Annotated in this window: 17 protein-coding genes and 1 pseudogene; 6 read left to right on the top strand and 12 right to left on the bottom strand. The window is 57.4% G+C overall.

The window, feature by feature from the left end; translation table 11 throughout:
- The first annotated feature begins 48 nt into the window (after positions 1–48).
- Positions 49–927 carry a hypothetical protein gene (locus tag RISK_RS27490; protein WP_047817528.1) on the top strand — a complete coding sequence of 293 codons (879 nt, stop codon included), beginning with the start codon at positions 49–51 and terminating at the stop codon, positions 925–927.
- A gap of 651 nt (positions 928–1578) precedes the next feature.
- On the opposite strand, the gene ald is transcribed toward RISK_RS27490, so the two are convergent.
- Positions 1579–2664 carry an alanine dehydrogenase gene (gene ald, locus RISK_RS27480; RefSeq protein WP_047817527.1) on the bottom strand — a complete coding sequence of 362 codons (1086 nt, stop codon included), beginning with the start codon at positions 2662–2664 and terminating at the stop codon, positions 1579–1581.
- Between the two features lie 3 nt (positions 2665–2667).
- Entirely contained in the window at positions 2668–3903 is a 1236-nt protein-coding gene (locus RISK_RS27475; protein ID WP_236696774.1) for a sulfatase, read from the bottom strand.
- Positions 3904–4055: 152 nt separating this feature from the next.
- On the opposite strand from RISK_RS27475, the gene RISK_RS27470 reads away from it, so the two are divergent.
- Positions 4056–4997 carry a WecB/TagA/CpsF family glycosyltransferase gene (locus RISK_RS27470; protein WP_047817526.1) on the top strand — a complete coding sequence of 314 codons (942 nt, stop codon included), beginning with the start codon at positions 4056–4058 and terminating at the stop codon, positions 4995–4997.
- A 24-nt stretch (positions 4998–5021) separates the two neighbouring features.
- On the opposite strand, the gene RISK_RS27465 is transcribed toward RISK_RS27470, so the two are convergent.
- On the bottom strand, positions 5022–6161 hold the full coding sequence (locus RISK_RS27465; protein WP_047817525.1) for a S49 family peptidase: 1140 nt from the start codon (positions 6159–6161) through the stop codon (positions 5022–5024).
- A 236-nt stretch (positions 6162–6397) separates the two neighbouring features.
- On the opposite strand from RISK_RS27465, the pseudogene RISK_RS33465 reads away from it, so the two are divergent.
- Positions 6398–7519 (top strand): annotated as a pseudogene (locus RISK_RS33465) (O-antigen ligase family protein); the annotation flags it as partial.
- A 301-nt stretch (positions 7520–7820) separates the two neighbouring features.
- On the opposite strand, the gene RISK_RS27445 reads toward RISK_RS33465, so the two are convergent.
- Positions 7821–10535: an adenylate cyclase gene (locus RISK_RS27445; protein WP_047817598.1), complete on the bottom strand. Its 2715-nt coding sequence runs from the start codon at positions 10533–10535 to the stop codon at positions 7821–7823.
- Between the two features lie 301 nt (positions 10536–10836).
- On the opposite strand from RISK_RS27445, the gene RISK_RS27440 reads away from it, so the two are divergent.
- The gene (locus tag RISK_RS27440; RefSeq protein WP_047817597.1) at positions 10837–11796 is read left to right on the top strand and encodes a deoxyhypusine synthase family protein; all 960 of its coding nucleotides are present in this window, start codon (positions 10837–10839) and stop codon (positions 11794–11796) included.
- A gap of 31 nt (positions 11797–11827) precedes the next feature.
- Here the strand turns inward: RISK_RS27440 and RISK_RS27435 are convergent, their stop codons facing one another.
- The 5 genes from RISK_RS27435 to RISK_RS27415 form a co-directional block, all read right to left on the bottom strand.
- Positions 11828–12307 (bottom strand): hypothetical protein, encoded by a 480-nt coding sequence (locus RISK_RS27435; RefSeq protein WP_047817596.1) that lies wholly within the window; start codon positions 12305–12307, stop codon positions 11828–11830.
- Between the two features lie 244 nt (positions 12308–12551).
- Entirely contained in the window at positions 12552–13604 is a 1053-nt protein-coding gene (locus tag RISK_RS27430) for a nucleoside hydrolase (RefSeq protein ID WP_047817521.1), read from the bottom strand.
- A gap of 148 nt (positions 13605–13752) precedes the next feature.
- On the bottom strand, positions 13753–14202 hold the full coding sequence (locus tag RISK_RS27425) for a hypothetical protein (RefSeq protein ID WP_047817520.1): 450 nt from the start codon (positions 14200–14202) through the stop codon (positions 13753–13755).
- Positions 14199–15578: a TIGR01777 family oxidoreductase gene (locus RISK_RS27420; protein ID WP_047817595.1), complete on the bottom strand. Its 1380-nt coding sequence runs from the start codon at positions 15576–15578 to the stop codon at positions 14199–14201. The genes RISK_RS27425 and RISK_RS27420 overlap by 4 nt, the downstream gene beginning before the upstream one ends.
- 162 nt (positions 15579–15740) lie before the next feature.
- Positions 15741–16763: a sigma-70 family RNA polymerase sigma factor gene (locus RISK_RS27415; protein WP_047817519.1), complete on the bottom strand. Its 1023-nt coding sequence runs from the start codon at positions 16761–16763 to the stop codon at positions 15741–15743.
- A 462-nt stretch (positions 16764–17225) separates the two neighbouring features.
- On the opposite strand from RISK_RS27415, the gene RISK_RS27405 reads away from it, so the two are divergent.
- Entirely contained in the window at positions 17226–18116 is an 891-nt protein-coding gene (locus RISK_RS27405; RefSeq protein WP_047817594.1) for a MerR family transcriptional regulator, read from the top strand.
- Between the two features lie 145 nt (positions 18117–18261).
- On the opposite strand, the gene RISK_RS27400 is transcribed toward RISK_RS27405, so the two are convergent.
- The 3 genes from RISK_RS27400 to RISK_RS27385 form a co-directional block, all read right to left on the bottom strand.
- Positions 18262–19539, bottom strand: a complete 1278-nt coding sequence (locus RISK_RS27400; RefSeq protein ID WP_047817593.1) for a L,D-transpeptidase family protein — start codon at positions 19537–19539, stop codon at positions 18262–18264.
- A gap of 270 nt (positions 19540–19809) precedes the next feature.
- The gene (locus RISK_RS27390; RefSeq protein WP_047817516.1) at positions 19810–21477 is read right to left on the bottom strand and encodes a LamG-like jellyroll fold domain-containing protein; all 1668 of its coding nucleotides are present in this window, start codon (positions 21475–21477) and stop codon (positions 19810–19812) included.
- 11 nt (positions 21478–21488) lie between these two features.
- Positions 21489–22019, bottom strand: coding sequence for a sigma factor (locus RISK_RS27385; protein WP_047817515.1), 531 nt, complete (start codon positions 22017–22019; stop codon positions 21489–21491).
- A gap of 260 nt (positions 22020–22279) precedes the next feature.
- Between RISK_RS27385 and RISK_RS27380 the strand changes: the two genes are divergently transcribed.
- Positions 22280–25390, top strand: coding sequence for a PSD1 and planctomycete cytochrome C domain-containing protein (locus RISK_RS27380; RefSeq protein ID WP_236696772.1), 3111 nt, complete (start codon positions 22280–22282; stop codon positions 25388–25390).
- Positions 25391–25399 lie beyond the last annotated feature (9 nt).

Here is a 25399-nt window from a genome sequence, read left to right as displayed (position 1 = left end):
GGTCGGCATCGCTTTCTTTCGGCATTCATTCAATCAAGACATTCATCCATGTCCCACGCGCCGCACTCACCGTACAGCCAACCGGTTCCGAATTCATCGTCCGGTGGCGGTGGTTCTTCCAAGAACACGGTGATCATCGTCGCAATTGTTTCGGTGACGATGTTGCTGATGTGCGGAGGTGTCTTGGGGCTGGGGTACTACGCGGTCGAAAGGCTTGCCAGCGAACTCAATGCGGTCAATTACGACTACATGGCCGACGACGAGGAGACCCCCACGGCATTGCAGCACGCGTTGTCGGAAAATGAAGTCCTCCAAGAAAAGGTGGGCGAGATTGAGTCGGTTGAGTTCGCCGCGGAGCACAACCTCGACAATTCGGTCTACACCGACGAGTACTTTTACCGCGTGATTGGAACGGTGGGCGAGGCGATCGTGCGGGTCGAGGTCAGCGCCAAGGAAGACGAATGGTTCGACCGCGTGGATTTGATTCCCGACGAGACGGACTTGGACACGCGAGTGCAGTTGGAGACCATTCCTGTGCCCTTCGATTCCGCGATGGCGCAATCGACTCACGAGTTGATCAAAGAGAATCCAACGATCCTGGAAGAGGTGGGAACGGTCCAGTACGTCGCCTACGATTGGGAATTGACCGACGACCACACCGACGCGGAAGCGGCCAGCTACGTGTTTGTGGTCCGAGGCGATGCGGGGGAAACCCACGTCCGAGTTTTGTTCAATGACTACGACTACGTGACCGTCGAGCGAATCGAGTGGTTGGAGGATCCAAACGCACCCGAACTTCTGTTCGGTGAACCAGAGGAAGATTCGTCGTCCAAGCAAGGAACTTCGCCAGCGGACGAAGCGAAGCCAGCCGAAATTGAGCCTAGCGAATCTGATTCCAAATCCGACGATGCCGAATTGGACGAGTGATCGGTTCTGAAGCTTGAATCAGATGAGTGCAGGTCCCAGCCCCGCGCGGAGTTTAGGCAGCGGCGAATGCTAGCGTGAACGGTTCAGCCATGAAGTGGCGGCAGGATGGTGCCATTGGCGTCAGCCGATGGACACGGCTGGCGTGAACGTTTCAGCCACGAAGTGGCGACAGGGTGTAGCCATTGGCGTCAGCCAATGGACTCGGCAAGGAACGAGTTCACCAAGTCCTGAAGGGACTACAGGTCTCATGCCAGGTCCCGACACCTGTCACCCCTTCGGGGCTTTTGGGGGTGTGGGTTGTCGGGCATCCACGGGCTTGCGCCCGTGGCGACAACGTGTCGTCCCGTTGGGACTGGTTGGGACTGGTTGGATGGTTGGATGGTTGGATGGTTGGATGGTTGGATGGTTGGATGGTTGGATGGTTGGATGGTTGGATGGTTGGATGGTTGTGTCGAGAGAGCTGGCGTGAATGTCCCAGCCACGAAGACCTGGCTAGCGAGGACGTTCCAGCCACGAAGTGGCGACAAGATAGTGCCATTGGCGTCAGCCAATGGAACCGGCTCGCGTGAACGGTTCAGCCACGAAGTGGCGACAGGGTGTAGCCATTGGCGTTAGCCAATGGAACCTGAAGGGACGACAGGTCTCTTGCGCTCAGGCTTGGTAGGCGTTGGAGACGGCTTCGTGGACGATTTTGCCGGCGTGGATGTTGACTGCGGTTTGAAGCGGGCCAGTGTCTTGCAGGACGCCATCCATTCCTGCCGCAGCGACTTTCATGACCCACCGCATCGTCGCGTTGCAGAGCGCGAAGGTGCTTGTCCGGCCGACCGCTCCGGGCATGTTGGCGACGCAGTAGTGGACGACCTCGTCGATGATGAACGTGGGCTCGCTGTGCGTGGTCGGGCGACTGGTTTCGATGCAACCGCCTTGGTCGACCGCGACATCGATGACCACTGCACCCGACTTCATGATGCGAAGGTCTTCGGCGCGAACCAAGTTGGGCGCGCGGCCGCCAGGGATCAACACGGAACCAATCACGAGGTCGGCTCGTTCCAGTTGTTCGACGATGTTGTGCCGATCGCTGTACAACGTGTTCACGTTGGCGGGCATCACGTCATCGAGGTACCGCAAGCGGTCCAGGTTGACGTCCAAAATCGCCACGTCGGCTTGGAATCCAGCGGCGATTTTGGCCGCGTTCGCGCCCACCACGCCGCCACCCAGGATGGTGATGTGAGCGGGGGCGACACCAGGAACACCACCCAGCAAGATGCCACGTCCCATTTGAGGTCGTTCGAGGAACTTCGCACCTTCTTGGATGCTCATCCGGCCGGCCACTTCGCTCATCGGTGTCAACAGCGGAAGTTGTCCCGAGCTGTTGCGGAGCGTTTCATACGCGAGGCAGGTCGCGCCGCTATCGAGCATGGCTTTGGTCAGCGAGTCGTCGGCCGCGAAGTGAAAGTACGTGAACACCAGTTGGCCGGGACGAATCAATTCGTACTCCGAAACCTGAGGCTCTTTGACTTTCACAATCAAGTCCGCTCGCGCGAAAATGTCTTCGGCCGTGGCAACCAATTCGGCACCCGCCCGGAGGTAGTCATGGTCGGGCAACCCCGATCCCAGGCCCGCCCCGGCTTGCACCAAAACGGTGTGACCGGCTTGAGTCAGTTCTGCGACCCCGACGGGCAACATGCCAACACGGTATTCGTCGGTCTTGATTTCCGAGGGCACGCCAACAATCATGAATCACTCTGTTTGATGAAATTCGTTCAAAAGGGTTTGGTGAAGTCGGTCCGCCTCTTCTTGTCGCAAACGCACCACGTTGTTGAAGTCGTCAAGATCATCGGGCTTCAGGTACAGGTGACATCGCTCGACTGCATCACTGGGCAAGGAGTGGTCGTCCGAAGGAACGTAAAACCAATCGTTGGTGGTGATCGCAATGGGAACGCTGCGATGTTGGGTGATAACACGCTCCGTTGGCGAAGGCGACGAGGCATTTGAAGGCAAAGATTCCTCGGGGTTGGATTCTTCCGTTGGAGTGTCCACAACGTTTTCACCAGCAAACAGATGGGTTGGCAAAAGGTCCCCACTCGGGTTGCCCAATCGGATGCCGATCACCGCAGCGACTTCATCGGCTGAGGCAACCAATCGAGATCGCAGCCCAGATCCACCGGAGCAGACCAGCGGCACGTGCAGGTGACACGAACGCCAGGGACCGGTGCGATGCCCGATCGAACCGTTTTGTCCCAGGGCAAAACCGCTGGTCCCACTGAGCACGATCGTTTCGTCGGGCTCCAGCACCGAACTCAGGATGTCGAGCATGGCGTCGACCAATTTGATCTGACACCCATAGGTTCGCATCCAGGTGGTGATCCAGTCCGGATCGTCGTCCGCGGTCATGGAATGGTTTGGCGGAGTGGCTGATTCGACGATGAAGGGCACGGGATCATGGTCGGCGCCGAGTTCGTCTGCCGGAAGGTCCTCCCCGGATTCCTCGTCGTAGTAGCTGGGTTCGTCCGCGATGGTGTCGTCGCTGAGTTCGCGAGGGGCGTCCCAACAATGCGTGAGGAAACGCGTGTGCAGCCAGACCGAGTCGCCTTGTGCGATTCGGTCCGCAGCGAGGGCGGTCAAGCGACCGATGGAGGTGTCCTCGATATCAATTGTGTCGGATTCATCGTCCGCGTCGGGTGCCGTCGGCACGTCGCTTTCCAGCAAAATGATCTCTTCGAACACGGCGGCGGAATCTCGTTCCAGCAATCGCGGGTCGTCGGTGATCACGACGATGTGGTTTGACTGTGGCGTCTCCGCCAGCGTGTTCGCCCACCGGTCCCATTGTTCCAGTGGATCGGTGACCGGCGTGATCGCTCGGTTCCACGTGGTGCCTTCGGCCGCCAGGCGATCGATAGCGGGGGTTCGATTCCAAGACGACCCGTAGGCGGAGATCGCAGCGGGGGTGAATCCTTCCAGCGTGAAGATCAGCATGCGTTGCTTGGGACCAAATTTGCGTTGCGGCAGAAAACGTGACGTAGGGTTGAAAGTGCAGTCTATCGCGGCACGGTCACTCTCAGAATGACGGGAGCACCGATTGTCGCGGTTGGAACGATTTTTCAACCACTCATCGAATACGCTCCGCCATGAATTCGGCTTCTTCCGTCAGTTCTTATCCCGCTTCGTCCACCTCAGCCTCGCCGGTGGTGGTGCCACCAGCCTCGCAAGAAGCCAAGGGCAAATTTCAATCGGGGCCACGATTCGGAACCACGGTTCTGACGCAACCCGAAGCCTCGGTCGCGACAGCTCCTCCTTTTGTTCGCGACACCGTGAACGTTTGGGATGTGCCCTTTGATCGCTTGGACATGTGGCAATCGGTCGATGCGATCGATCAATTGATCATCGCTGGAACGCCTCAGTACGTGATCACGGCGAACCTGAATTATTGCATGCTGCATCACCGGTCAACGCAGTTGCAACAGATCACTCATCGGGCGGCACTGGTGTTGGCGGACGGGCAACCGATCGTGGCTCGCAGCAAATTGACCGACCGACCACTTCCCGAACGAGTCGCTGGCAGCGAACTGATCATTCACTTGTGCGGACGGGCGGCCCAGCGTGGTCATCGTGTCTACTTCTTAGGCGGTGCACCCGGTGTTGCCGAAAAAGCGTCCCAGCGATTGAAAGCCATGTATCCAGGTCTGCGAATCGCTGGTTGCGAATCGCCGCCCTTTCGCGATTTGAAGCCGGATGAACAGGCGGCTCAAGACGCGAGAATTCGTGAGGCCGGAACGGACCTGTTGTTCGTTGCGTTTGGGCAACCCAAAGGGGAACAATGGATTGCTGAACATGCCGCTCGCATCGGTGTGCCCGTCAGCATTCAGCTGGGGGCTTCGTTCGACTTTTTGGCCGGGACCGCGAAACGCGCCCCCAAAATCTTTCAAAGCATTGGGATGGAGTGGGCCTATCGAATGCTCAGCGACCCCAAACGGTTGGTGCCTCGCTACATGTCCAACATCGGCTACCTGTGTTCCGCCTTGACCGCGGATTGGAAGAACACGGTCAAGAGCTGGGGCATGAGTTCCTGAGTTCAAATTGACTCGAAATCGGAATCAGCCGCCGTTGGCGGTGACAATGCTCGGGTCGGGTTGCCACAAATACAGGAACGTTGGCATCGCACTGCGATCCAAACCCGGCAACTGAATGGGCAAGATCGAAGTCATCGGAACATTGGGTGTGACATCAAATTCAGACATCGCTCGGTCGTTGTCTCGACGCAGAAGAACCAAGGCGGGCGAAGACGAAAGACCCGCCATGCTTCCAGCCAGTGACACGGCGTCGTCGAGGTACCCGGTTTGGTCGACCAATCCCAGTGAGCGAGCTTGCTGTCCGGAAACCACGCGGCCATCAAACGGAATCAGGTCGCCGGGTTCATCCTCCGGCATTTCCCCGTCCGCGTCTTCCAATTCGTCCATGTTCGCTGCGTTGGTGCCGCTGGTGACCACCAAACGATCTCCACGGGATGAGCGGACTTGTGCAATGAAACGTTCGTGGAATTCATCGGCCATCGCTTGCAACAAATCACGCTCTTCGCGTTGCATCATTCGTTCGGGCGATCCAACGTCGATTTTGTCTCCCGATTTGATCGGCAGGGAAACAATGTTGAACTGGCCCAGCGTGTCTTCCATGTTGTAGTTGTTCAAGATCACGCCGATGCCGCCAACAACCGAGGTTGGGTGCGCGACGATGGCATCGGCATGGGTGGCCAGGTAGTACGCGCCCCCAGTTCCGGTGGTCATCAAGCAGGCAACGACAGGGATACCACGTGCCTTCTTGAGGTGCTGAAGCTGGTGAGCCAGCATGTCCGAGGCCGTCACGCCTCCCCCGGGCGAATTGATCCGCAGGACAACGGCGGAGATGGTGGGGTCGGATTCGATCCAACGCATCTTTTCGCGAAACAGGGCGACAGGATTCTCTCCCATCGAGCCAAACCCGCTGAAGTTGCGGTCGATCAGCAACCCGTCCACATCCACAATCGCGATTCGTGAGTTGGAACCAGGCGACGCGGCGTCGATCTCAACCGGACGGATAGGTGAGGCGGTGTTGTCGGTCTTGCTGACCGTGGTCATCGTGCCGTTCATGTTGATGTCGCCGTCGACACCCATGTCTCCTTGGACACCCATGTCGCCATCGATCCGCATGTTCCCACCGACCAACGCTCGCATGGGATGCGAGCAACCTGCCACGCTCATCACGCATACCCAGGCGAGAATGCTCGTGCAGAACGCCCGTGCGACGGAGAGGCGACAAGATTTTTCGCGGCGCGGCACGTGGTTTCCTGACGCGAGCGGGATGACGGAGTGGGAAGCGTGCCAACGATGGATCGCCCGTTCAATCGAATCGAACGTTTCGCTCGGGAGAATGAGTTGGATGCGTGCGACCGTCGTGACACGCACAATCAACAGAATCGTCGCAATCGTTAAAGTGGATGATTGGCGAGGGCGACAAAACTCGATTGGATTTGCCGAGTGCTGTCTCGAATGAGCTAAGGTTCGACATGACCTTGCTTCTCATCTTGATTCTGTTGGCGATCATTCCGTGGTCGATCCCGATGCTTCGCGGCGCCCGCACCTGGACGTTGGTGATGGCCGTGTTGTTTTTAGGAACGGTCTTTGGGCCAGCCTTTTTCGCGTTCAACGGAGTCATTCAAATCAGTCTGGACCGATTGCTTTGGGCCGCAGTGATCGGAGTCACGATTTTTCGCGTTCTGACGGGTGAGAACCAATTGCCCGCGCTGACCCGAACCGATGGCATCGTGTTTGGATTTGTCGCGGTGGGGCTGCTGAGCTGCTTGCGATTTGGAATGTTTGGCGACGCCCAGCCACCGATTGCTCGGTGGTTGTTTTACATGGCGCTGCCGTGCAGCTTGTATGGGGTGATGCGAACAGCGACGTTCACGCCGCAAGACATTCGCCGGATGGTGACCGTGTTGATTGGGTTGGGGGCGTACCTTGCGTTCACTGGCGTGATGGAAATGCTGGATGTTCGCGCTTTGGTGTTCCCTCGGTTTATCAACGATCCGGAAATCTGGGAATTCTATGGTCGTGGACGAGGCCCGTTGCTCAATCCCGCTGGGAATGGGATTTTGCTAACCATGGCATTGGCCGCTTGTGCCAGTCGCTTCTTGGAATGCGGACGCCATGGCAAGGCTTGGTACGCATTGCTGGCATTGTTGATGCTGGCGGGTTGCTATTCAACTTTGACGCGGAGCGTTTGGTTGGGGGCGATCGCGGCGATCGGGGGCATCGGGTTGATTTATGTCCCTCGCCGGATTCGGATCGTGGCTCTCGCCGGTGTGGTCGTCTTCAGCGGCGCGATGGCGATGGGACTGAAGGATCAAATCATGAGCATGAAACGCGACAAAGCATTGAGTGCTGCGGACGCTGCCAAGAGTGTGGAGTTGCGACCTTTGCTGGCTTTGGTTGCTTACGAGATGTTCTTGGACCGGCCTCTCGGCGGGCACGGGTATGGTCACTACTTTGATGCGGCGGAACCCTATCACGCGATTCGACGCCACGGCGTGCCGTTGGAATCCGCCCGGCCCTACATGCAACACAACGTCTTCTTGTCGGTGTTGGTCGATTTGGGGTTGATCGGCTTCAGCCTGCACCTGTTGCTGTTGACGGTGCTGTTTTGTCTTGCCTGGCAGTTTGCGTCCGCCAAACATGCTGACTCGACGAGGTCAGAGATGCGAGCGACGTTGTTGGACGAGGGCACCGAAGACTACCGCCGAACCGTTGGCATCTTGATGCTGGGATTGCTCAGCGGTTACGTGTGCAACGGGATGTTCCACGAAGTCGGCATCATTGCGATGGTGCACATGTATTTGTTTGCCACCGCAGGTGTTCTGGTCACGTTGCATCAGTCGTCAGAGTCACCTGTTGTGAGTCCAGCGATTCGTTGGAATCCGTTTCTTCAGTGGTCACCCAATTCAAACGCTGCCCATGCTGCGGTCCACGTCGAACCAAATTCTTCCCGCGGTCAACACTCGTTCTGAGTCCGTTGGGCCAGTTTCCAACCAAATGCGGTTGGGCTTTTTGGGTGGCCCAGTCGTCTGGAGTCAGCCGGATGGATTGAAGAGCTTCAGGCAGTGGAACCGCATCATTGACCGACAGCTCCATCAGCCATGAAAGAGCCATCAAGGGTTCCAGTGCGGTGCTAGACAGATCCAGACCGAGCAATGACACGCTTTGCAGGTGATCGCAGCGTGCCAAGATCGAAATGCCTTTCGCCGTCAATGCCGTGTCATCCAAACGCAAACGCCGAAGGTTCTTCAGGTTCGGCAAGTCTCGCAAATCATCGTCACGCAGTGGTGTGGCGATGGCGTTGAATTCCTGCAGGCCGGGCCAGCACAGGAAGTGTTTGGCCAATCCCTGGGGATAACGGCTGCCAGGCAGAATCAGCGAGTGCAGTTGGCGACTTTGCGTCAGGCTGCTGAGCGTCGACGATGTCAGCACGCCTCGTTCAAGTGTGAAGGAGAGGAGACGGGGGACATTTTGGATCACGATGTCCTTTGTCTTTGGCCGGCGAATGGAGATATCGGTCAGGCTGGGAAGATTGACGACACGGATGGTTTCGGCGCCAGGTGCGATGCGCAATCGGCTGGCCAACGAGTCCAGGTTCACCAATTCGATGTGTTTGGCTCGCAAGGTTCTTGAGGTGAAGGCGCGTCTCAATTTGGGCTGGTCAATGATCCGGATGGATTGGAGTTCTTCCCACGGCAATTCCAAAACTTCCCAGTGGTTGTGCATGGCTAGCAGGCGAGGGACCACCTCCGGGTCAATGTCGGCTCCTGAGACGGATAGTTCTCGGAGCGAACTGACGTTGCAAAGTTCATCCAGCTGATCCGACTCAATTCCGCAATGGTCCAGCGTCAGGGTCTTCAGGAAGGAACACGCTTGGAGTTTTGACAACTCGCACGTGGTCAGATTCATGCCATGCAGGTTCAATGATTGAAGCGAAGGGAGCGAGGCTGCAAAGGCCATCAACCCCTTGGGCGACTTTCGTTTGGGAAGAGGGGTTCCCGATGCCATGGCAGCGAACAATCGAGCGTCAACGAATTCAGGAGACGCTTCCCAACCATGCACGCTGCGACGGAAACGCCCGTTTCCACCGGCGCGTGGGTGCTTGACGCGAACGGTGTGCAATCGGGGGCATTCCGACACTTCCCACTGGTCAAAATTCTCGCCCGCTAAATCCAGGCTCGAGAGCGAACTGAGGCCGGACATCTTCAGCGACGATACCCACACGATGAAGCCGTTTTCGTATTCCGACCAGTCCATCGAAGAGGTCATCGCACCGATCCCCTGCACATTGCGCAAACGTGGCAGTTCTAGCAGGCGGAGATGGATGGGAATGCCCGCGTCCACGGACAGTTCCGTCAAGGCAGGCATCAGGCGAACCGTCAGTTCGGATGCACGCGGATTCCTTTCGTCAGCCCGCCGCAGGTGACGAATCGAGAGCGACTTCAGATTGTTGGATTCTTCGAACAACCATGAATCAACGCTGGGGCCAATGGTTTGGATTTCCAACGAGGTCAGTGAGGGAACCAACAACTCATCGGTGCATAGTGCGGTGCCCGGAATGCGACGCAATGACAACGACGCCAGACTCGTCAGAGACTGCACTTGAAGCTTCGGGGCGGGACCAAGTTCCGTGGACGTCTCGATGTTTTTGAATGAGAGCGAGAGGCTGCGAAGCGACGGCAAGCGTTCGAGGACCGTGTTCGCACTTTCAATGCTCGGGATGTTCGACCAGCGGAGGCCGGTGACCCAGGGATTTTCTTGAATCGATTGAAGTGTCTGCGGATCGATGTCGCCTTGCAGTGAAATGAACTGAATCGATGGGTAGTCGCTCCAATCAATCGACTGCATGTCGGATTCAGGGAGGCACTGGACGTGAACCGCGTGGGTCCAAGGACCGCGAAGAACGAGAGGCAATCGAGCGACCAATGGATGGTTGGTCGACCGAGCCAGAGTGACTCGCGATTCATCGTTCAACGTTTGCAGAGTGCGTTGGGTGGAATAAAAGTGCCAGGCAGAAACCACCAAGCCCACCGACACAATGCTCAGCAAAGCGCGACGGTAACGAGTGTTTTCGGTCTGCTTGGGGGACCACAGGACGTTCCAAGGTGATTGCCCGGGACGGACGTGGTAGGCGGCGTGGCCAGCCAAAGCGAGCAAGCCGATGCAAAACCAAAGGTCAATCGCCAATCCCAAACCCAACGTGCTCCAGTTCTCCAAGCCATCCTGCCCTTCATTCTCTGAGAACCGTGCTTGGTAAGCGTCCAAAGGGAATCCGCCGACGTACCATCCATGCCGAGGGCGAGGTGTGTTTGGCACTGCCTGTCCCATGGCAATCGAATCTGCCAAGGGGGCTCCAATGGGCGAAAGGTCCGTTTCCGCGACCATCAAGTCCGTGGCATCCCGCAGGAAGTTTTCGGTCACCAATCGCGGTTTCCAAGCCATTCCGAATAGCGTTCCGAGAATGGCCAGCGTCGCGATCGTCCGTATCCATCGACGCTGAGCCGACTTCAAAGTGACTTGTCTGGTAGGCAGCTTGTTCATAGTGGATCCAACATCGGGCGACGCAAAATGTTTCGCTTCTGTTTCCAATTTGCATTCAAATTGCTTGGTGTTCCCTGTCACTGCAACGGCTGTTCGAAGAGTTTTCATGAACGAAAACGCCTAGTGATCCCCTGACGACACTGACTCCGCAGAACGGTAAGATTCGGCGCCATCGCCCAACGTCTTTTTTTTGCGTTTCGACGCATCGGTCCGATGGGGATCGTTCTGAACGGAAGCGGCGGTTGACCGCTTCTGTCAATTTGGGTGCTTTGTCTCTTCTTGTATGGGTTGTCGAATTTTCATGAATGTCACGCAATTTTTGGAAACGCATTTTCGCCACTTCAATGCCCGGGAATTGTTGGCCTCGGCAAAGGCCTATGGGGACTTTGTTGACGGCGGGGGCAAGATGATGGTGACACTGGCCGGCGCCATGAGCACGGGAGAATTGGGGCTGTCGCTGGCCGAAATGATCCGCAAGGGAAAGGTCCACGCCGTAACATGCACGGCGGCGAACTTGGAAGAAGATATCTTCAACTTGGTCGCTCACGACGAATACGAAATCGTTGCCAACTGGCGAGCTCTTTCGGCGGAAGACGAAGTCAAACTTCGCGATCGTGGGTTCAACCGTGTCACTGACACTTGCATTCCCGAAACCGTGATGCGGCACCTAGAGGATCGCTTGGTGCCCATGTGGCAAAAGGCGGCGGTTGAGAATGCCGCTCGCATGCCTGCCGAGTTCATGTTCGATCTTTTGGATGATGAAGGGCTGGTTCAGCACTACCAGGTGCCTCGGGAAGACAGCTGGGTCGCAGCGGCAAAGGATGCGGGCATTCCGATTTTCACGCCCGGGTTTGAGGACTCCACGCTGGGGAACATTTACACCTCGCACGTCATCGACGGCAGCGTTTCCGGGCACGGGGCGTATGCGACGGGCACAAAGCAAATGCAGCAACTGGCGGAGTGGTACCAAGCCACGATGCAGGACCCCATCGGCTTCTTCCAAATCGGCGGCGGGATCGCGGGCGACTTCCCGATCTGTGTCGTCCCGATGTTGATTCAAGACCTCAAACGAGACATTCCGTTGTGGGGGTATTTCTGCCAAATCAGCGATGCAACGACCAGCTACGGCGGTTACAGCGGCGCTGTGCCGAACGAAAAGATCACGTGGTACAAAATCGATGCCGACTCGCCGAAGTTCATGATCCAAAGCGACGCGACGATTTGTGCGCCACTCGTGTTTGCTCACGTGCTCGGTTGGTGAGACTGAGAAGCACACATCCCTCCCAGGGCGTTCAGTCGCCGTTTTGAATCTGTTCGACCAGCGACTGACGTTCCTGCATGTAGCGTTGTCGCTTGGCGTGGTATTCGTTGGTCTTGGAGAACGAACGGAACAGCCCCACGACAGCCATGACCAAGAAGACCATCCCGAACAAGGCCATGGGGGCGAACATTCTCGCCGCCATGCCGGTCCAGACCAACGCAAAGACGAACACAAAACCGAAGCCGAAGATGGAAACGACTGGGTTGGGTGGCTGGGTGATCTGACGCCCGTGTTTGTTGGTGCCCAGCGTTTGCAAACGCCACCGCTCCCACTGTTCATCAAGGCGATCCAGTGCAGCGTTGTGTTTGATCAACGCAACATCTTTGACGAGTGCACTGGTCGTTTCTTTCAGGTCCTCGATCAACTCGGTGGAGTACGACGAGCCAGTGTGATGAATCGCCAGGCTGGCGTGGCAATAGCCGCAGGTCACGAACTTGGCCTTGGGCTTCACGTCGATCGGCGCGCCGCAGTGATCGCAGCGAAGGGAGATCAATCTCGCGATCACGGCTTTCAAAATCCTTTTGGAGCCTTCGAACCAGACATCCTTTGCTGCGAACTCATGTCATTCGCCAACTGGAAGTGGATCGAGAAGAAAATGGGAACAGAACGAACTGCATTCGAATGGAGGTGACCCTGATCACTTCGCGGCCGGGATGGCCGACCGCGGAGCAATCGAGGATCGTGCGTGGCAAGTCTCAACGAATGGCGTGTGGCGGTTCGCTGGAAAGCAATTGCAGTGCTTCCAGTGTTCTCGCGATTTGTGCGTCGTTGAGAGTGAAGTACTGGTCGCGGCCGTTGGCGTCCTCGGCGAACGTTGTCAAACCATCGTCGGCAACGGTGACCTTTCCAACGGAAGTCAAACCGAAGTAGTCACGATCGGGACGGACCAGTTGCAGAACGCAAGTCAGGTCCCAAGTCGGACGATCGTGAGGCGGTGGGTTGTAGGCGATGTAGGCTTCAGCCAAAGGATGGTGCTCGACGTAGCCGTAGTCTTGCTCAATGCTTTCATGAGGGTAACGAAGCGCGATTCCGATCTCGTAGCCACTCCATAGTATCGGTGTTGGCCATTCTTTGGCGAGCTTTTGTGCAGCCGGAATGTCTTTGATGACGTTGTATTCTTTGTGGTCGTAGGGCTGACCTTTGTTGTTCTTGATCTGTTCGAACGCACCCGCCATCACACTGAGACGCTGCACTTTCTTCTTGACGAGCTCTTTGCCGGGCAGTGGGCTGAGATCGTCCGCGGGGGAATCGAGCAGGTTGGCTAAGTTGGTTGAGAATCCAACTTGCGCGATCACGACGCTGTGGTCTTCCGCTTGGGCGAGCACCCGACGTAAAACCTCGACCGCATCGGGAGCGTCTTTGCCGCTTCGCAAGTCATGCGGGTAACGGTCTTTTCCGTCATCCTTGATCGCAGCCAGTCCGTTGAAACGTCCTTCGCTGTTGGTGACGTCACTGCGGCACACACCAATCGGAATGTCACCGCGTCCATAAAACGTGTTGACCACGTCTGCGAAAGGGGCAGCCAGTTCATGGTCTTTGGTGAGCGTCACGGCCAGCAATTCGCACTCGCCACGCGACTGCAAGGAATGGATGACGCCCATGGCCAACGCGTCGTCGACGTCGTTTCCAAGGTCCGTGTCAAAGATCAATTGAACCGGTTGGTCGGCGTGAACGGGGGAGACGGAACCAAGGGTTCCGAAGCAGACTGTGATCGCGAGCAGCAGCGATCCAAACATTTTTTGGGACATAAAGAAAGTGAAGGCGGGAATGGGGAGGGAGATGGGGGGCTAACGGCGGCGAAGTCGTCCTTCGTCGACACCCCATCTTAGCTGAATTCAATCCGCTCGACACTCATTGCGTGCGACGCTGTTTTCAGGCTGGTTTGGGAAGACGCTCTCAACCGCTCGACGGGAGCAACGTCCAAAACGCCCAGCCCACAAGAAAGCCGCGGATCGACCAGCCGACGGTTCGAATCCAATTGGTTGTCACCAGTGTCGTGTAAACGTCCGCCTGGAACCCGGATGCCAACTTGCCGTGAGCCGGGACTTGCAGTGCCGCGGTGCTGGCCCAGATCAGGACAACCAACCCCAATCCCACCGCAGCCCAAGTCATCGAAAGATTACCAGGCCGCGAGAACAGCAACCCGACCGCCGTGGCGATTTCAATCAGCATCGGGATCGCAACGACCGGCGTGATCAGTCTCGCGTGGTCGGTCGCGTACCGGGCAAAGACATCCTCGCCAACACGATCGAACATCTTGTAGTGAACGAGCTGGACCATCCAGATCAGCCCGACCATGTACCAGGTCGACAAAGCGTTCAAAAGAAACAGCAGGTTGGCGTTCATGAGGCGACGGGTTCCGACGGTTTGCCTTCTTTTCCGAGCAGTGACCGCAAGCAATCCTTCAAATCGGGATAGCGAAATGCGTAACCGGATTGCTGCAAACGTTCTGGGACGGCACGCGAACTGGCCAGCAGCAACACCTCCGCCATCTCGCCGAGCGCCAACCGGAGAGCGAACTTGGGTGCCGGGAAGATTGCCGGCCGATTCAAAACGTCGCCCAAGGTCTTGGCGAATTCGTGATTTCGGATGGGTTCCGGCGCCACAAAGTTGACTGGACCTGAGATCTCGTCCTGGTGGATGCAGTGGACGATCGCGCCCAGCACATCGTCCAGTGCGATCCAGGACCACCACTGGTTTCCACTGCCCAGTTTGCCACCCATCAGTTTGGCCGGCAGCAGCATTTGCTGTAGGGCGCCGCCCTGAGGAGAAAGCACCATTCCGAACCGCGTGTTGACCACTCGGATTCCTGCTTCGCGAGCCGGTTGGCAAGCGTCTTCCCACTGACCAGCCACGTCGGACAGAAAGTCGTCTCCGCAGGAGGAGTTCTCGGTCAAAATTTCTTCGCCGCGGTCGCCGTAGAATCCCGTTGCCGAGGCACAGATCACAACAGCGGGCTTCTGTTTCAGCTGGGCAAGCCCTTCGCAGAGAGCACGTGTCTTCTCGACGCGGCTGTCACGGATTTGTTGTTTGACCTCGGGAGTCCAGCGCTTTCCAGCGATGGACTTGCCCGCCAGATGAACGACCACATCGACCGATTCAAACTTTTCCATTTCGGACGGGCTGCCCCAGGCGGCGATCGCGTCGGGCATGCCATGTTCATCAACTGTGCCGTGCTCGTCCCGGGTGATGGTGACGACTTTGTGGCCTAGCAAACTCAGCAGTGTGCACAGGCCACCGCCCACCAAGCCGCTGGCTCCGGAGACCGCAATCGTTTTTGGACTCATGGGGTAATCGACCAACATCTGCAAATCATCCTGAGTGACTCGGTGGCGGTACGCGAACATCGCTTCGATGGTCCGGCGGGCCTTGCCGCTTCCGAGCAATTTGCCCGCCATTCCCGCAGGCAGTTTGTACTCGATCGCGTCGGTCAGCTGGGAACGGTTGGGTGCCAAAGATTCAAATCGATGCTGATGGCACCACCGCGAAAAAGGACCAGTGTCCTGGACGTCGGCGAAGCCATGGGGAGGATTGCACCACACGTGCCGGGCTCGCCAGCGCACCGGGATCCCGGCGATTTTGGTTTTCAAGATCACGCGACTGCCGGGAGCCAGGGATTGATCCGAGTATTCGAGTTGGACGTGTTCCCACGGCGGCGTGAGTCGGTTCAAACAACCGGGGCGTTCGTGATACGCAAATGCCTCGTCGATGCTGACGGGCAGGTCAACTCGCGCGACGTAGTGCTGCGTTCCCGGTTGGGGTTGGCACTCGGCGGGAAGTCCATCTGAGCGGCCTTGCTCGGCAACGCTGGGCGGCTGAACCGCTGATTGCGAAGGGGGACCGGATTGGTCGTCGTCGCGGTTGGTTGGAGAAAGCACGCTCAATCAGGCTTCCAATTCCGCCAGTTGAGCGTCGCCGGCCATCGCTCGTAACTTGTCCATCGCGCGTCGTTCCAACTGGCGGACGCGTTCCTTGGAAACACCCAGCCGATCCGCCAACGATTGCAGCGTGTGAACTTTCCGGTGAGGTCCGAGAGAGAAGCGGGCGCGAATGATGAATTTTTCTCGACGGTCCAAGTCGCCCATCATCACGCTCAAGCGGCTTCGCAATTCGTGCCAGCGTTTTTCGCTGATCGCCGAAGAATGTTCTTCCTCTTTCAGATCGATGTCCATGTCTTGCAGTCCCCCTTGGACCCTTTGACGTTCCTGCTGATTCAACACAACGGTTCGATAGGAGTTTCGACGAACAACTTGGGTCGCGTAGGTGCTGAACCGGAACCCGCGATCGAAGTCGAACTTTTCGACAGCACGGATCAACGCCACAATTCCGTCGCTGAGCAAATCGTCAAACGTGTTGTTGGGATTGACGAACTTCTTGACGATCGAAAACACCAACCGCAAGTTGGCTTCGACAATCCGGTCGCGATGCCAGTCGGCCAAGGCGACCAGCAAATCAATCAGTTCCAAGCGATGCCGAGAGGGACGCTCTGGGTTGAGAACGCTGCGATGAATCGCGGCCTGTTGCAGCAGGTAGTTCATTCGCTCGAACAGCATCTTTTCTTGTTCAGGCTTCAGCAACGGCGCCTCGCAAAGTCGACCCAGGTGAATCGGAAGATCCACCCCGCTTCGACGGATCGTCGCGATCCCCAACGCCGTTTCACGTGGTGCCAGCCCCAGTTCCGAAGAGAAAATCCGCTTGCCTTCGCGAGCCATGGTGAAACGTTCATTCGAGATGAAGTCAATTTCTTCTCGCAGGCGTCGTTTCGTGAGGCGTTGAAGTGTCTTGGTGTCCGCTTCGGAATGATCGGACAACAGAGGCTGAACCTCCATCACAGCCAGTGACAACTCAGGACTCTGGAGCCAAGCAGGGCGACGGGCGGGGACGGACGATGCGGTGAGGGTGGACATTTTTCGACCTTCTCGAATGGCTGGGCTGGGTGGCAGGTAGCTAAATCGTGGGGTCAGTCAGATGGTGCTGACGGCGGACGCTGCCAGGCGGCAGTTTCGAGCCAACTTCCTCTTCCAACCCAATGGACATTGAGTCGCCTGTTCCGCAATTGATGTGCCGAACAGAAACTCTCGGTGAACGTTTTGGTTTATGAAAACGTTCACTTCGTCCATTGGTATAGCGGTGCGTGAAACAAGACGCAAGCGAATTCGCTCCGATTTTGCAGACAGAACCAGCGAGCGGATCCGGAACTGCGGTCTCAGGTGAACGTTTTTCGCTCCAAATTGGTCGATTGGGTGGTTCGAAATCGTTCACAATTGCCAATCGTTTACACTGGAAACGTTCCTCGGCGGAATCAGAAACGTTCAATGCATGACATGAAACGTTCAGGCCGCTCTCCTCCTCTCGCCCCAGACGTTTCCGTGGCAGCTCGTCAGCCCCAGTTTTCTCCGAAGCAGATTGCCGCTGCGATGGAAGTCAGCGAGTCATCGGTCAAACGTTGGTGCGACAAAGGCACGATTCCCGTGATCAAGACAGCGGGCGGCCACCGAAGAATCACCTTGGATGCGTTGCAAGCGTTTGTGCATGCCAACGATCGGTGCTTGCTTCGTCCTGACGTCTTGGGGCTGCCTCAGTTGGCGCCCAGTCGCACGACGCGAATTGAGGGCATTGGCGATCCGCTGAACCAACAATTTCGGGACGCCCTGGCGGCTGGTGAGGAGGTCACCTGTCGCGAGCTGCTGTCGAAGAAGGTGGCGTCCGGGGCCACGCGAAGTGAAGCTGCCGAGTCGTTGATCACCGACGCGATGCACGGGTTTGGCGAGGCTTGGGATTGCAATGCTTTGGACGTCTATCAAGAACGTCGCGGGTGCGAAATTGCGATGCGTCTGATACACGAGCTGCGGGCGGAGATCCCCGCTCCGTCTGCCACTGCACCCGTTGCGATTGGAGGGGCGCCCGAAGGTGACCCCTATCAATTGCCCACCATGTTGGTGGAGCTGGCATTGCGAGAAGTCGGTTGGAACGCGACGAGTCTGGGCAATGACCTGCCGATGGAGAGCTTTGTTCAAGCGGCTCACGACTATGACCCACAAATGGTGTGGATGAGCATCTCATCGGTCAGCGAACCAGGCATGTTTGTCGCCGCTCAAAATCAATTGGCTGAGTCACTCGGAGAGGACGTGCCGCTGTTGATTGGTGGTCGAGCCTTGAGCGATAAGTTGCGACCGCGTCTGCGTTACACGGCTCACTGTGATTCGCTTCGCCACTTGGTTGAATTGGCGGCGCTGATGCGACTGAATCGCGGGGCGTGACCCCGCTGCGTGAGCCACGGAAGTTCGCGTGACGGGGACTGGCGAATGGCCAACGCAGCGTCTTTCGACACTGCGTTGGTTGGACAACAGGTGTCCGCTGTTGGGCAGATCACTCGGAGGACCGAGCGATGGTGTCGCCGTCGGTTCAACGAATGGTGACCGAGGACCCTTCGGACAAGATGCCAAAGACGTCTCGCGAATAGTTGCCTGCGACGCTGATGCAGCCCTGGTCGGTGGGAGCGTTTGCGTCAGGGCTTCCGTGGATACTCAAGCCCGATCCCAAGTCGATCCACATCGACCCGTAGGGGTTGCGTGGGTTACCGGGTGGGACGGGAGTTCCGGACATATCGTAGTAGGTCTTGGCCGACTGCTTTTCCTGGATGGTGTACGCCCCTGGTTTGGGAGCGGGGTCACTTCCAACGGCGATCTTGAAGCGACCGGCGTACAGGTCGCCGACGAACATTGTCAATTCTTGGTGTTTCAGATCGATGTCGCCACGAAACGGGCCACGCACCACTTTCAAATCGGTGCCGGGCAGGATGGTGACGGGATCGTCCACACCGTTGATGTTCGCCAGCAATTGCCAAGGCACTTCGTATTGGTCAGCGATGTCCATCAACGTTTCGTTGGGGGCGACGCGGTGCGGTTCCGCCAACAAGTGTTCGCCTGAGTAGATCACTTCGGCGGCCAAAGGATCGAGCCGACTGAGCAATTCATCGCGTTGTTCGCTGGTCAGGCTGGGAGTCTCGTAGAACAGGCTCAGTGTCGCCAAGGCTTCGCGGCGACGATCCGAGTGATACTGGCGGTCAGCCGTCGCGATTGCGTTGCTCAAGCCTGCCGCTGCAATTTGATCGGACTCAGCCGCGGCATTTTCGCTGCTCGGGCGTCCCGATGAATCGACGGATGCCACGGCAGCATTGGGATCGGGGGCAGAGTACTGCGTCCCGGTCGAGGTGTATTCTTGATTTGGGTTGAGTTGAATCGGTGTGCTCGAACCGGGAGTCACCTCGGGCAATCGGCTGGCTTGCAGGTCGACAGCGGGGGAATCCAAATCGGACATGGAGAACGATTCGGATTCTGCACCAAGGTTTCCGGTGGCCGAGGAAGGCACGTCGGCGAAGCTGCGATTGATCGAATCCATCGGCATGCTGTCCGCCGTTGCATTCAGCTCATTTGAGTCGGGAACCGCGAAGTTTTCAGGGGAATTCAGACCATTGGCGGATTCATTGAGCGCCAGATCGAGGTCGTCAAACCCTCCGCTGGCAACGTTCGTGTCGACCGAACCCTCGTCGATTCCGAATTCCGCGAGCGGATCGAGACTGCCCAAGGCTTCTGGAATCCCGTCGCTGATGTCAAACGTGTTTGCATCAACGATCAGGTCCCGCGCCACTTCAGGCGGCAGCGCATCGGGTGGAGTCGTCATGGAAATCCAGGCCCCGTAAAGGACCGTCGTCATGAGTACAACGATAGCGGCTGTTTTCAAAGTCTGCACGGCTGTTTCTCCCCTGCCGGGTACGTGCTCACAAGTCGGATTTTGTATGGGCAGCCTCTTCCATAGTGAAATCAACGACGCCACGACCAGCCCAATCTGTGGAGCGTCTGAATTGCGAACGGATCTGGAGCAGGTTCTGGTACTGCACCGCATCATCGACGGCGGCCCCGTCTTGACGTCCGATTCAGTGAGCTTGGCGGGTCAGTCGAACCCGTTGCCCGCCTCATAAAGTTCTTTGACCTGCTCGGCGGAGAGGGCCCCGGCGAAGAGGGCCAGTTCATCGAGTCGGCCTCGGAGTTCTCGGTTGTAGTGGACCGCTTCGACGCGAAGAGATGACTCGGCCGCGTTGGCTTCTTCCTCGGTGGCCGTCTCCGCGGGGGCCTCGAGCGTCGATCCGAAGGCACCGATGGTGCACGGGCCAAAGACAATCGACGTTGCGTTTTCCCATTGTTTTTGCTGAGCGAATTCGCCATCGATGTAGTAGGTGGCCTCTCGCTTTTGAGCGTCGATGGACGCCACCAGATGCGTCCATCTTCCCAAGGGAACTTTCTTTTGCGCCGAGTGAATCGTGTAGGCTCGAGACACGCCGACGCTCATGCCACCGTTCCGTTGGATGTTCCAGTGATGCTCACCGGGTTGCCAGTCTCGTGTGTTGAAGAACGCCTGCAAGGCTTGGTCGAAACGATTGACCTGAATCCATCCCGAGATCGTGAGTGCATCAAAGGTCCCGGGTAGATCCAGCTCCACTCGATCACCGGCACGTTCCAGCAAGAGGGCTCCTTTGTTCGGCCAGCGGCCTGTCGCCCAGATACAGCCTTGAATTTGGCCATCGATGGCCAAGCCAGATTGGCTTCGATCGCGAAGCGTGGTGGGAGCGTCCGGATCCGGCTCAAAGTCGAAATACAACAGCGTGGAGGGATCTTCACGTCTTGCCGTGCTGTCGGCGAGCCAACGTTGGTATCCAATTTTGCTGCGTGTTGTAAACGCGACATCATCCGTCGCCGAAAGATGCTTGGTGCCCATCGAGGTCAAGTGCACGGCGGTGTCTTCCTGGATCCGTCGCGAGGGAAGGTTGGCCGTGTGCACGTTGACTTCACCGGCAAAAACGTGCAGCTCTACGTCTTGTTCTTCGCTGACGTAGACGCCGAATTCGGTGCCCAGGTCTTCGACATCGGCGGTGGGTGTCTGAATCACAAAGCCGTGGCCGGTCTCGGGAACGATCGCCCGTGCTCGCCCAGCGTCCATCTTCATCCGCAGCGAATTGACAACGGTGAACCGCGCCGGCGCCTCAATCGACACATCCACTCCACTGTCAAAGCGAAGCGTGATGGAACCATCCGTGAGTTCGTAATCCCCTCTTTCAAAGGAATTGTTTTGTGGGGCCAAACCGTCGTTGAACCGATGGTTGTAGCCCGTCACCAACCATGCCACCTCCGATGAATCCCGTGTCGTTGCCTCGTCGCCAACGGACTGCGGTGCCGTTGGCTGAGCCGAATTCGATTGAGCAATGGTGGGCTGGGGCGTTGGTTTCAGAATCCCTGAGTACAGCACGCCAGCCACAGCAATCAAACTCGCTGCAACAGTGACCGGCAGCCACCGCACATCGATGCGTTGATGGGAAGCGGTGGCGAGTGGCTCCCGTGCCAGCGAATTCGGTTCACTTTGAAGCAGCGGCCGCGAACCTTCATCGTCACCGATGTCTTCGTTCCAGCAGTGTCGCAACTGCGCATCAATTTCAGCGGCGCGGCGAAAACGGTCCCGGTAGCTTCGCTGTGCCTCCAGTGCCAACCGGAGTTCGGCTTGCTCGGTTTCGTTCAATTCCTCGAGAAAGTACTTCTCGATCAAGTCATGGATCGGTTGTTTGTTCATGAGAAGAGAGTTCAGATGGGGAGATCGAGTTCGGCCGATGAAAGTCGCTGCACCACACAGTCGTGCAACTTCACTCGCAGACGTCCGATCCGCTTGTACAAACTATTGGCGGAATGACTGCCCGTTTCTGCCAATGCCAGCACGCCGCCTCGCGAGGTGTGGGGGGCAAGCAAGAGCTTTTGATGGTCTTCGCTGAACGACTGCAGACAATGCTGGATGGCGGATTGTTGTGCGTGCCGCATCTCCGCGTCGTCCTCCGCGGATTCATCCATCAGTTTGGAGATCAACTCTTCGTTGAGCACCCACTTCTGGCGAGCATGCAAGCGACGGGCTTTCAAAATTTCAAAACGCAGAATGACTTTGGACCAAGGCAGGAACTCGTCGTCCGATTCCAGTTGATGAATTTTTCGCCACATCACCAGGCTGGCTTCCTGCAGCACGTCGTCGACCGCGTTCCAATCGGGCAAAAACGCACGAGCGATGCTGGCGAGTTCTCGCTCGTGTTTGAGGAACAGTGATAGAAATCGACCTTCGTCTATCATCGATGTGGTTCAAGTTAAGGGGGGAATTGGGGGATTCACCGAGCTTACCCATGGGCCGCCTCGCCACCAACAAACTCCCGCTGCTCAATGAACTTGCCGGTCGAAATCAGAAAAAAACGAAGAAAACGCAGGCAGGTTCGGTCGGGAGCGGGAGTATGCAGGACAACGACCGAACAAAATGGTGTTTTTCAGGGACGCATGCGTCTCGTCGCGAGGTTTTTATGCTGAATTTCCGTTTCGATTCCTTTCGATCATTCTACGTGGCTGGCGTCGCAATCGCTGGACTGGCGTCCTGGAACACGTTGCCGGTGAAGGCCGATGAGATTGAGTTGGTGGATTTCAGCAGCCAGGTCAGACCGATCCTTTCCGATCGCTGCTTTCACTGTCACGGTCCCGACGCGAACAATCAAGATTCCGAGTTCCGATTGGATAGCCAAGAGAACTTGGTCGCTGATTTGGGTGGCTATGCAGGCGTTGTGCCCGGCGATCTGGAAGCCAGCGAACTGATCGCCCGCATTCGCAGCGAGGACGAATCGGACATGATGCCGCCACCGGACAGCAACCGGTCGCTCAGCGATGAAGAAAAACGAATCCTGGAACAATGGGTCGCTCAAGGCGCCCCCTACGAGGGGCACTGGGCGTTCGAACCACCAACCCGACCAGCAGTGCCCACCGAAGTCGTGGCCGAGTCGGGATGGCCCCAGGAAGTGATTGACCGCTGGTCGAAGAACCCGATCGATGCCTTCGTTGCTGAAAAGCTGCTCTCGAATCAACTCACGCCTTCTCCAGACGCGGATCCCGCCACCCGCCTCCGACGCGTTTCGCTGACTTTGACGGGGCAGCTACCAAGCCCTGAACTGCAAGACAGATACTTGGCCGACCCAAGCGAACAAGCCTTCGAAGAGGCAGTCAATGAACTGATGTCGACTTGGGACTATGCCGAACGTCAAGCATTGCTGTGGATGGACGCCGCTCGTTATGCCGACACCGACGGCTATCAGAACGATCCCGAACGCAGCAACTGGCCCTGGCGTGACTGGGTGATTCAGGCGTTCCACAACAACGTGCCGTTCGATCAGTTCACGGTCGAACAACTCGCCGGCGACATGCTCCCCAACGCAACCGACGAGCAGCGACTCGCCACCGCGTTCAATCGCAACCACCGCCAAAACAGCGAAGGCGGCGCACTGGCAGAAGAGTTCTTGGTCGAGAACGTGATCGATCGTGTGGAAACAACCGGAACCGTTTGGCTCGGTCTGACTCTCGGGTGCACGCGTTGCCACGACCACAAATACGATCCCATCTCGCAACGAGAGTTCTACCAGTTCTACGGTTACTTCAATAACATCGGCGAGCGTGGGATCGGCAAAGGCGTGAGTGCTAACCCCACGATGAAGTTCGCTTCGCCCCTGGCGACAGCCCCCCCGCAAGAGCTCGCGGCGGTGGAGCGGGCCGAGCAAGCGATCCAGGATGCCGAGGCCGGGATTCGTCAACGGATGGACCAATGGGCAGCCGAAACCCAGCGACTGTTGCAAACATCCCTCAGCGTGCAATGGCAGCACGTCACCCTCGAAGAGATGCAACTGACCGGTGAAGGGAAACTGGAAAAAGAATCCGAACACACGGTTTTCTTCCAACCCACCGAAGCAAAAAACGCCAAGAACGTTGCCTATGAATTCGTGATCTCAGGCGACCTTTCCGGCACAAGCATGTTCAAGGTGACCGCTTTGCCTGACAAGCGTTTCGGTGCACCTCGCAAGTTGGCACCGAGCGTGAACGGCAACTTTGTGTTGACCGATTTTGAGATCCACGTCGGCGACCAAACCCAAGCGGTGCAATCCGTTTCAGCTTCCTTCGAACAGGACAATTACCCTGCGTCGAACGCAATCGACGAGGATCCCAAATCAGGTTGGGCTGTCTTTGAACCGAACGCCGAAGAGCAGCCGGTTGACATCACCTTCCTATTGCAGGAACCGATTCCAGCCGATGCCGGACAACCCACCAAGCTCACGCTTCGATTCGACAGCTCGTTCGCGAATCACGTCATCGGCAAACTCCAAATCGAACGTTCCACGTCGGCGACGGATTTGCCCAAGCGGGTGACTGGGCTGAATCAAAAGCTGAAGGACATCCTGCTGAAGCCCACTGGAGATCGGACGAAAGCGGATCGCAAACAATTGCTGGCCCACTACCGCAAAATTGACCCACCACTGAAGGCCGCCCAACAACAATTCTCCGCCGCCGATGACGCGCTGTTACAGAAAACGGGCCCCCGTGTTCCGGTGATGGTGATGAAAGAACGGGAGTCGGATCCGCAACCGGCCTACCTTTTGGACCGAGGCCAATACGATCAACCGGTCAAAGACGATCCGTTGCCGCGAGGCGTTCCCTCGGCTCTGCTGCCTTCCTCGGATGCACGCCAACCGGAGGATCGTTTGGAACTGGCACGCTGGATGGTCTCTCGTGAAAACCCACTGACCGCTCGAGTCACCGTCAACCGGATTTGGCAAAGTCACTTTGGGGCCGGCATCGTCAAAACCGCCGAAGACTTTGGTCTGCAAAGCGAGATGCCCAGCCATCGCGAATTGCTCGATTGGTTGGCCGTGGAGTTCATCGAATCCGGCTGGGATGTCCAAGCGATGCATCGTTTGATCGTGACCAGTGCGGCCTTCAATCAATCGTCCAAACGGAATCACGGGCTCAACGACCCGGACCCTGGAAATCGACTGATCAGCCGCGGGCCGCGCTATCGTGCCGATGGGTTCGTGATCCGCGACCTTGCCTTGCAAGTGGCGGGAATTGCCAGCGACCAAGTCGGCGGGGCGTCCGTGAAGCCCTATCAACCGAGTGGGTTGTGGGAAAGCGTGGCTGCCAATGCCGGCACGCGATACAAACCCGATCAGGGCGACAGCCTGTATCGCAAAAGCATGTACACGTACTGGAAACGAGCCGTCAATCCGCCGCGTCAAACCATCTTCGACGCCAGTGGTCGCGAGGTTTGCAACGTCCGCGTTCGACGCACCAACACGCCGCTCCAGGCTCTGGTGTTGATGAACGACCCGACGTTTGTGGAAGCCGCCCGCAACCTGGCTCAACGTGCCTTGCAACTCGATGCCACCGACGAAGAACGACTCTCGCAACTCGCTTTCTGGGCGATCGCCAAACGGCCTTCATCAACGACCTTGAAAGTGATGTCACGCAGTTTGTCTTACTTCCGAGATCACTACCACGCTGCCCCGGAAGCCGCCGAGAAACTGCTGGCCGTTGGGGAATCGAACCCCGACAACCAACTCGATGCGACGGAGTTGGCGGCGATGACTGCCGTTGCTCACCTGATCTTGAACACCGACGAATTCATCACCGTTGAATAGAGAACATGC

Origin of the sequence: Rhodopirellula islandica, assembly GCF_001027925.1 — a bacterium.
Classification (GTDB): Bacteria; Planctomycetota; Planctomycetia; order Pirellulales; family Pirellulaceae; genus Rhodopirellula; species Rhodopirellula islandica.
Note: the sequence above shows the minus strand (reverse complement) of the source record. Positions and strands in the feature narration are given on the sequence as shown.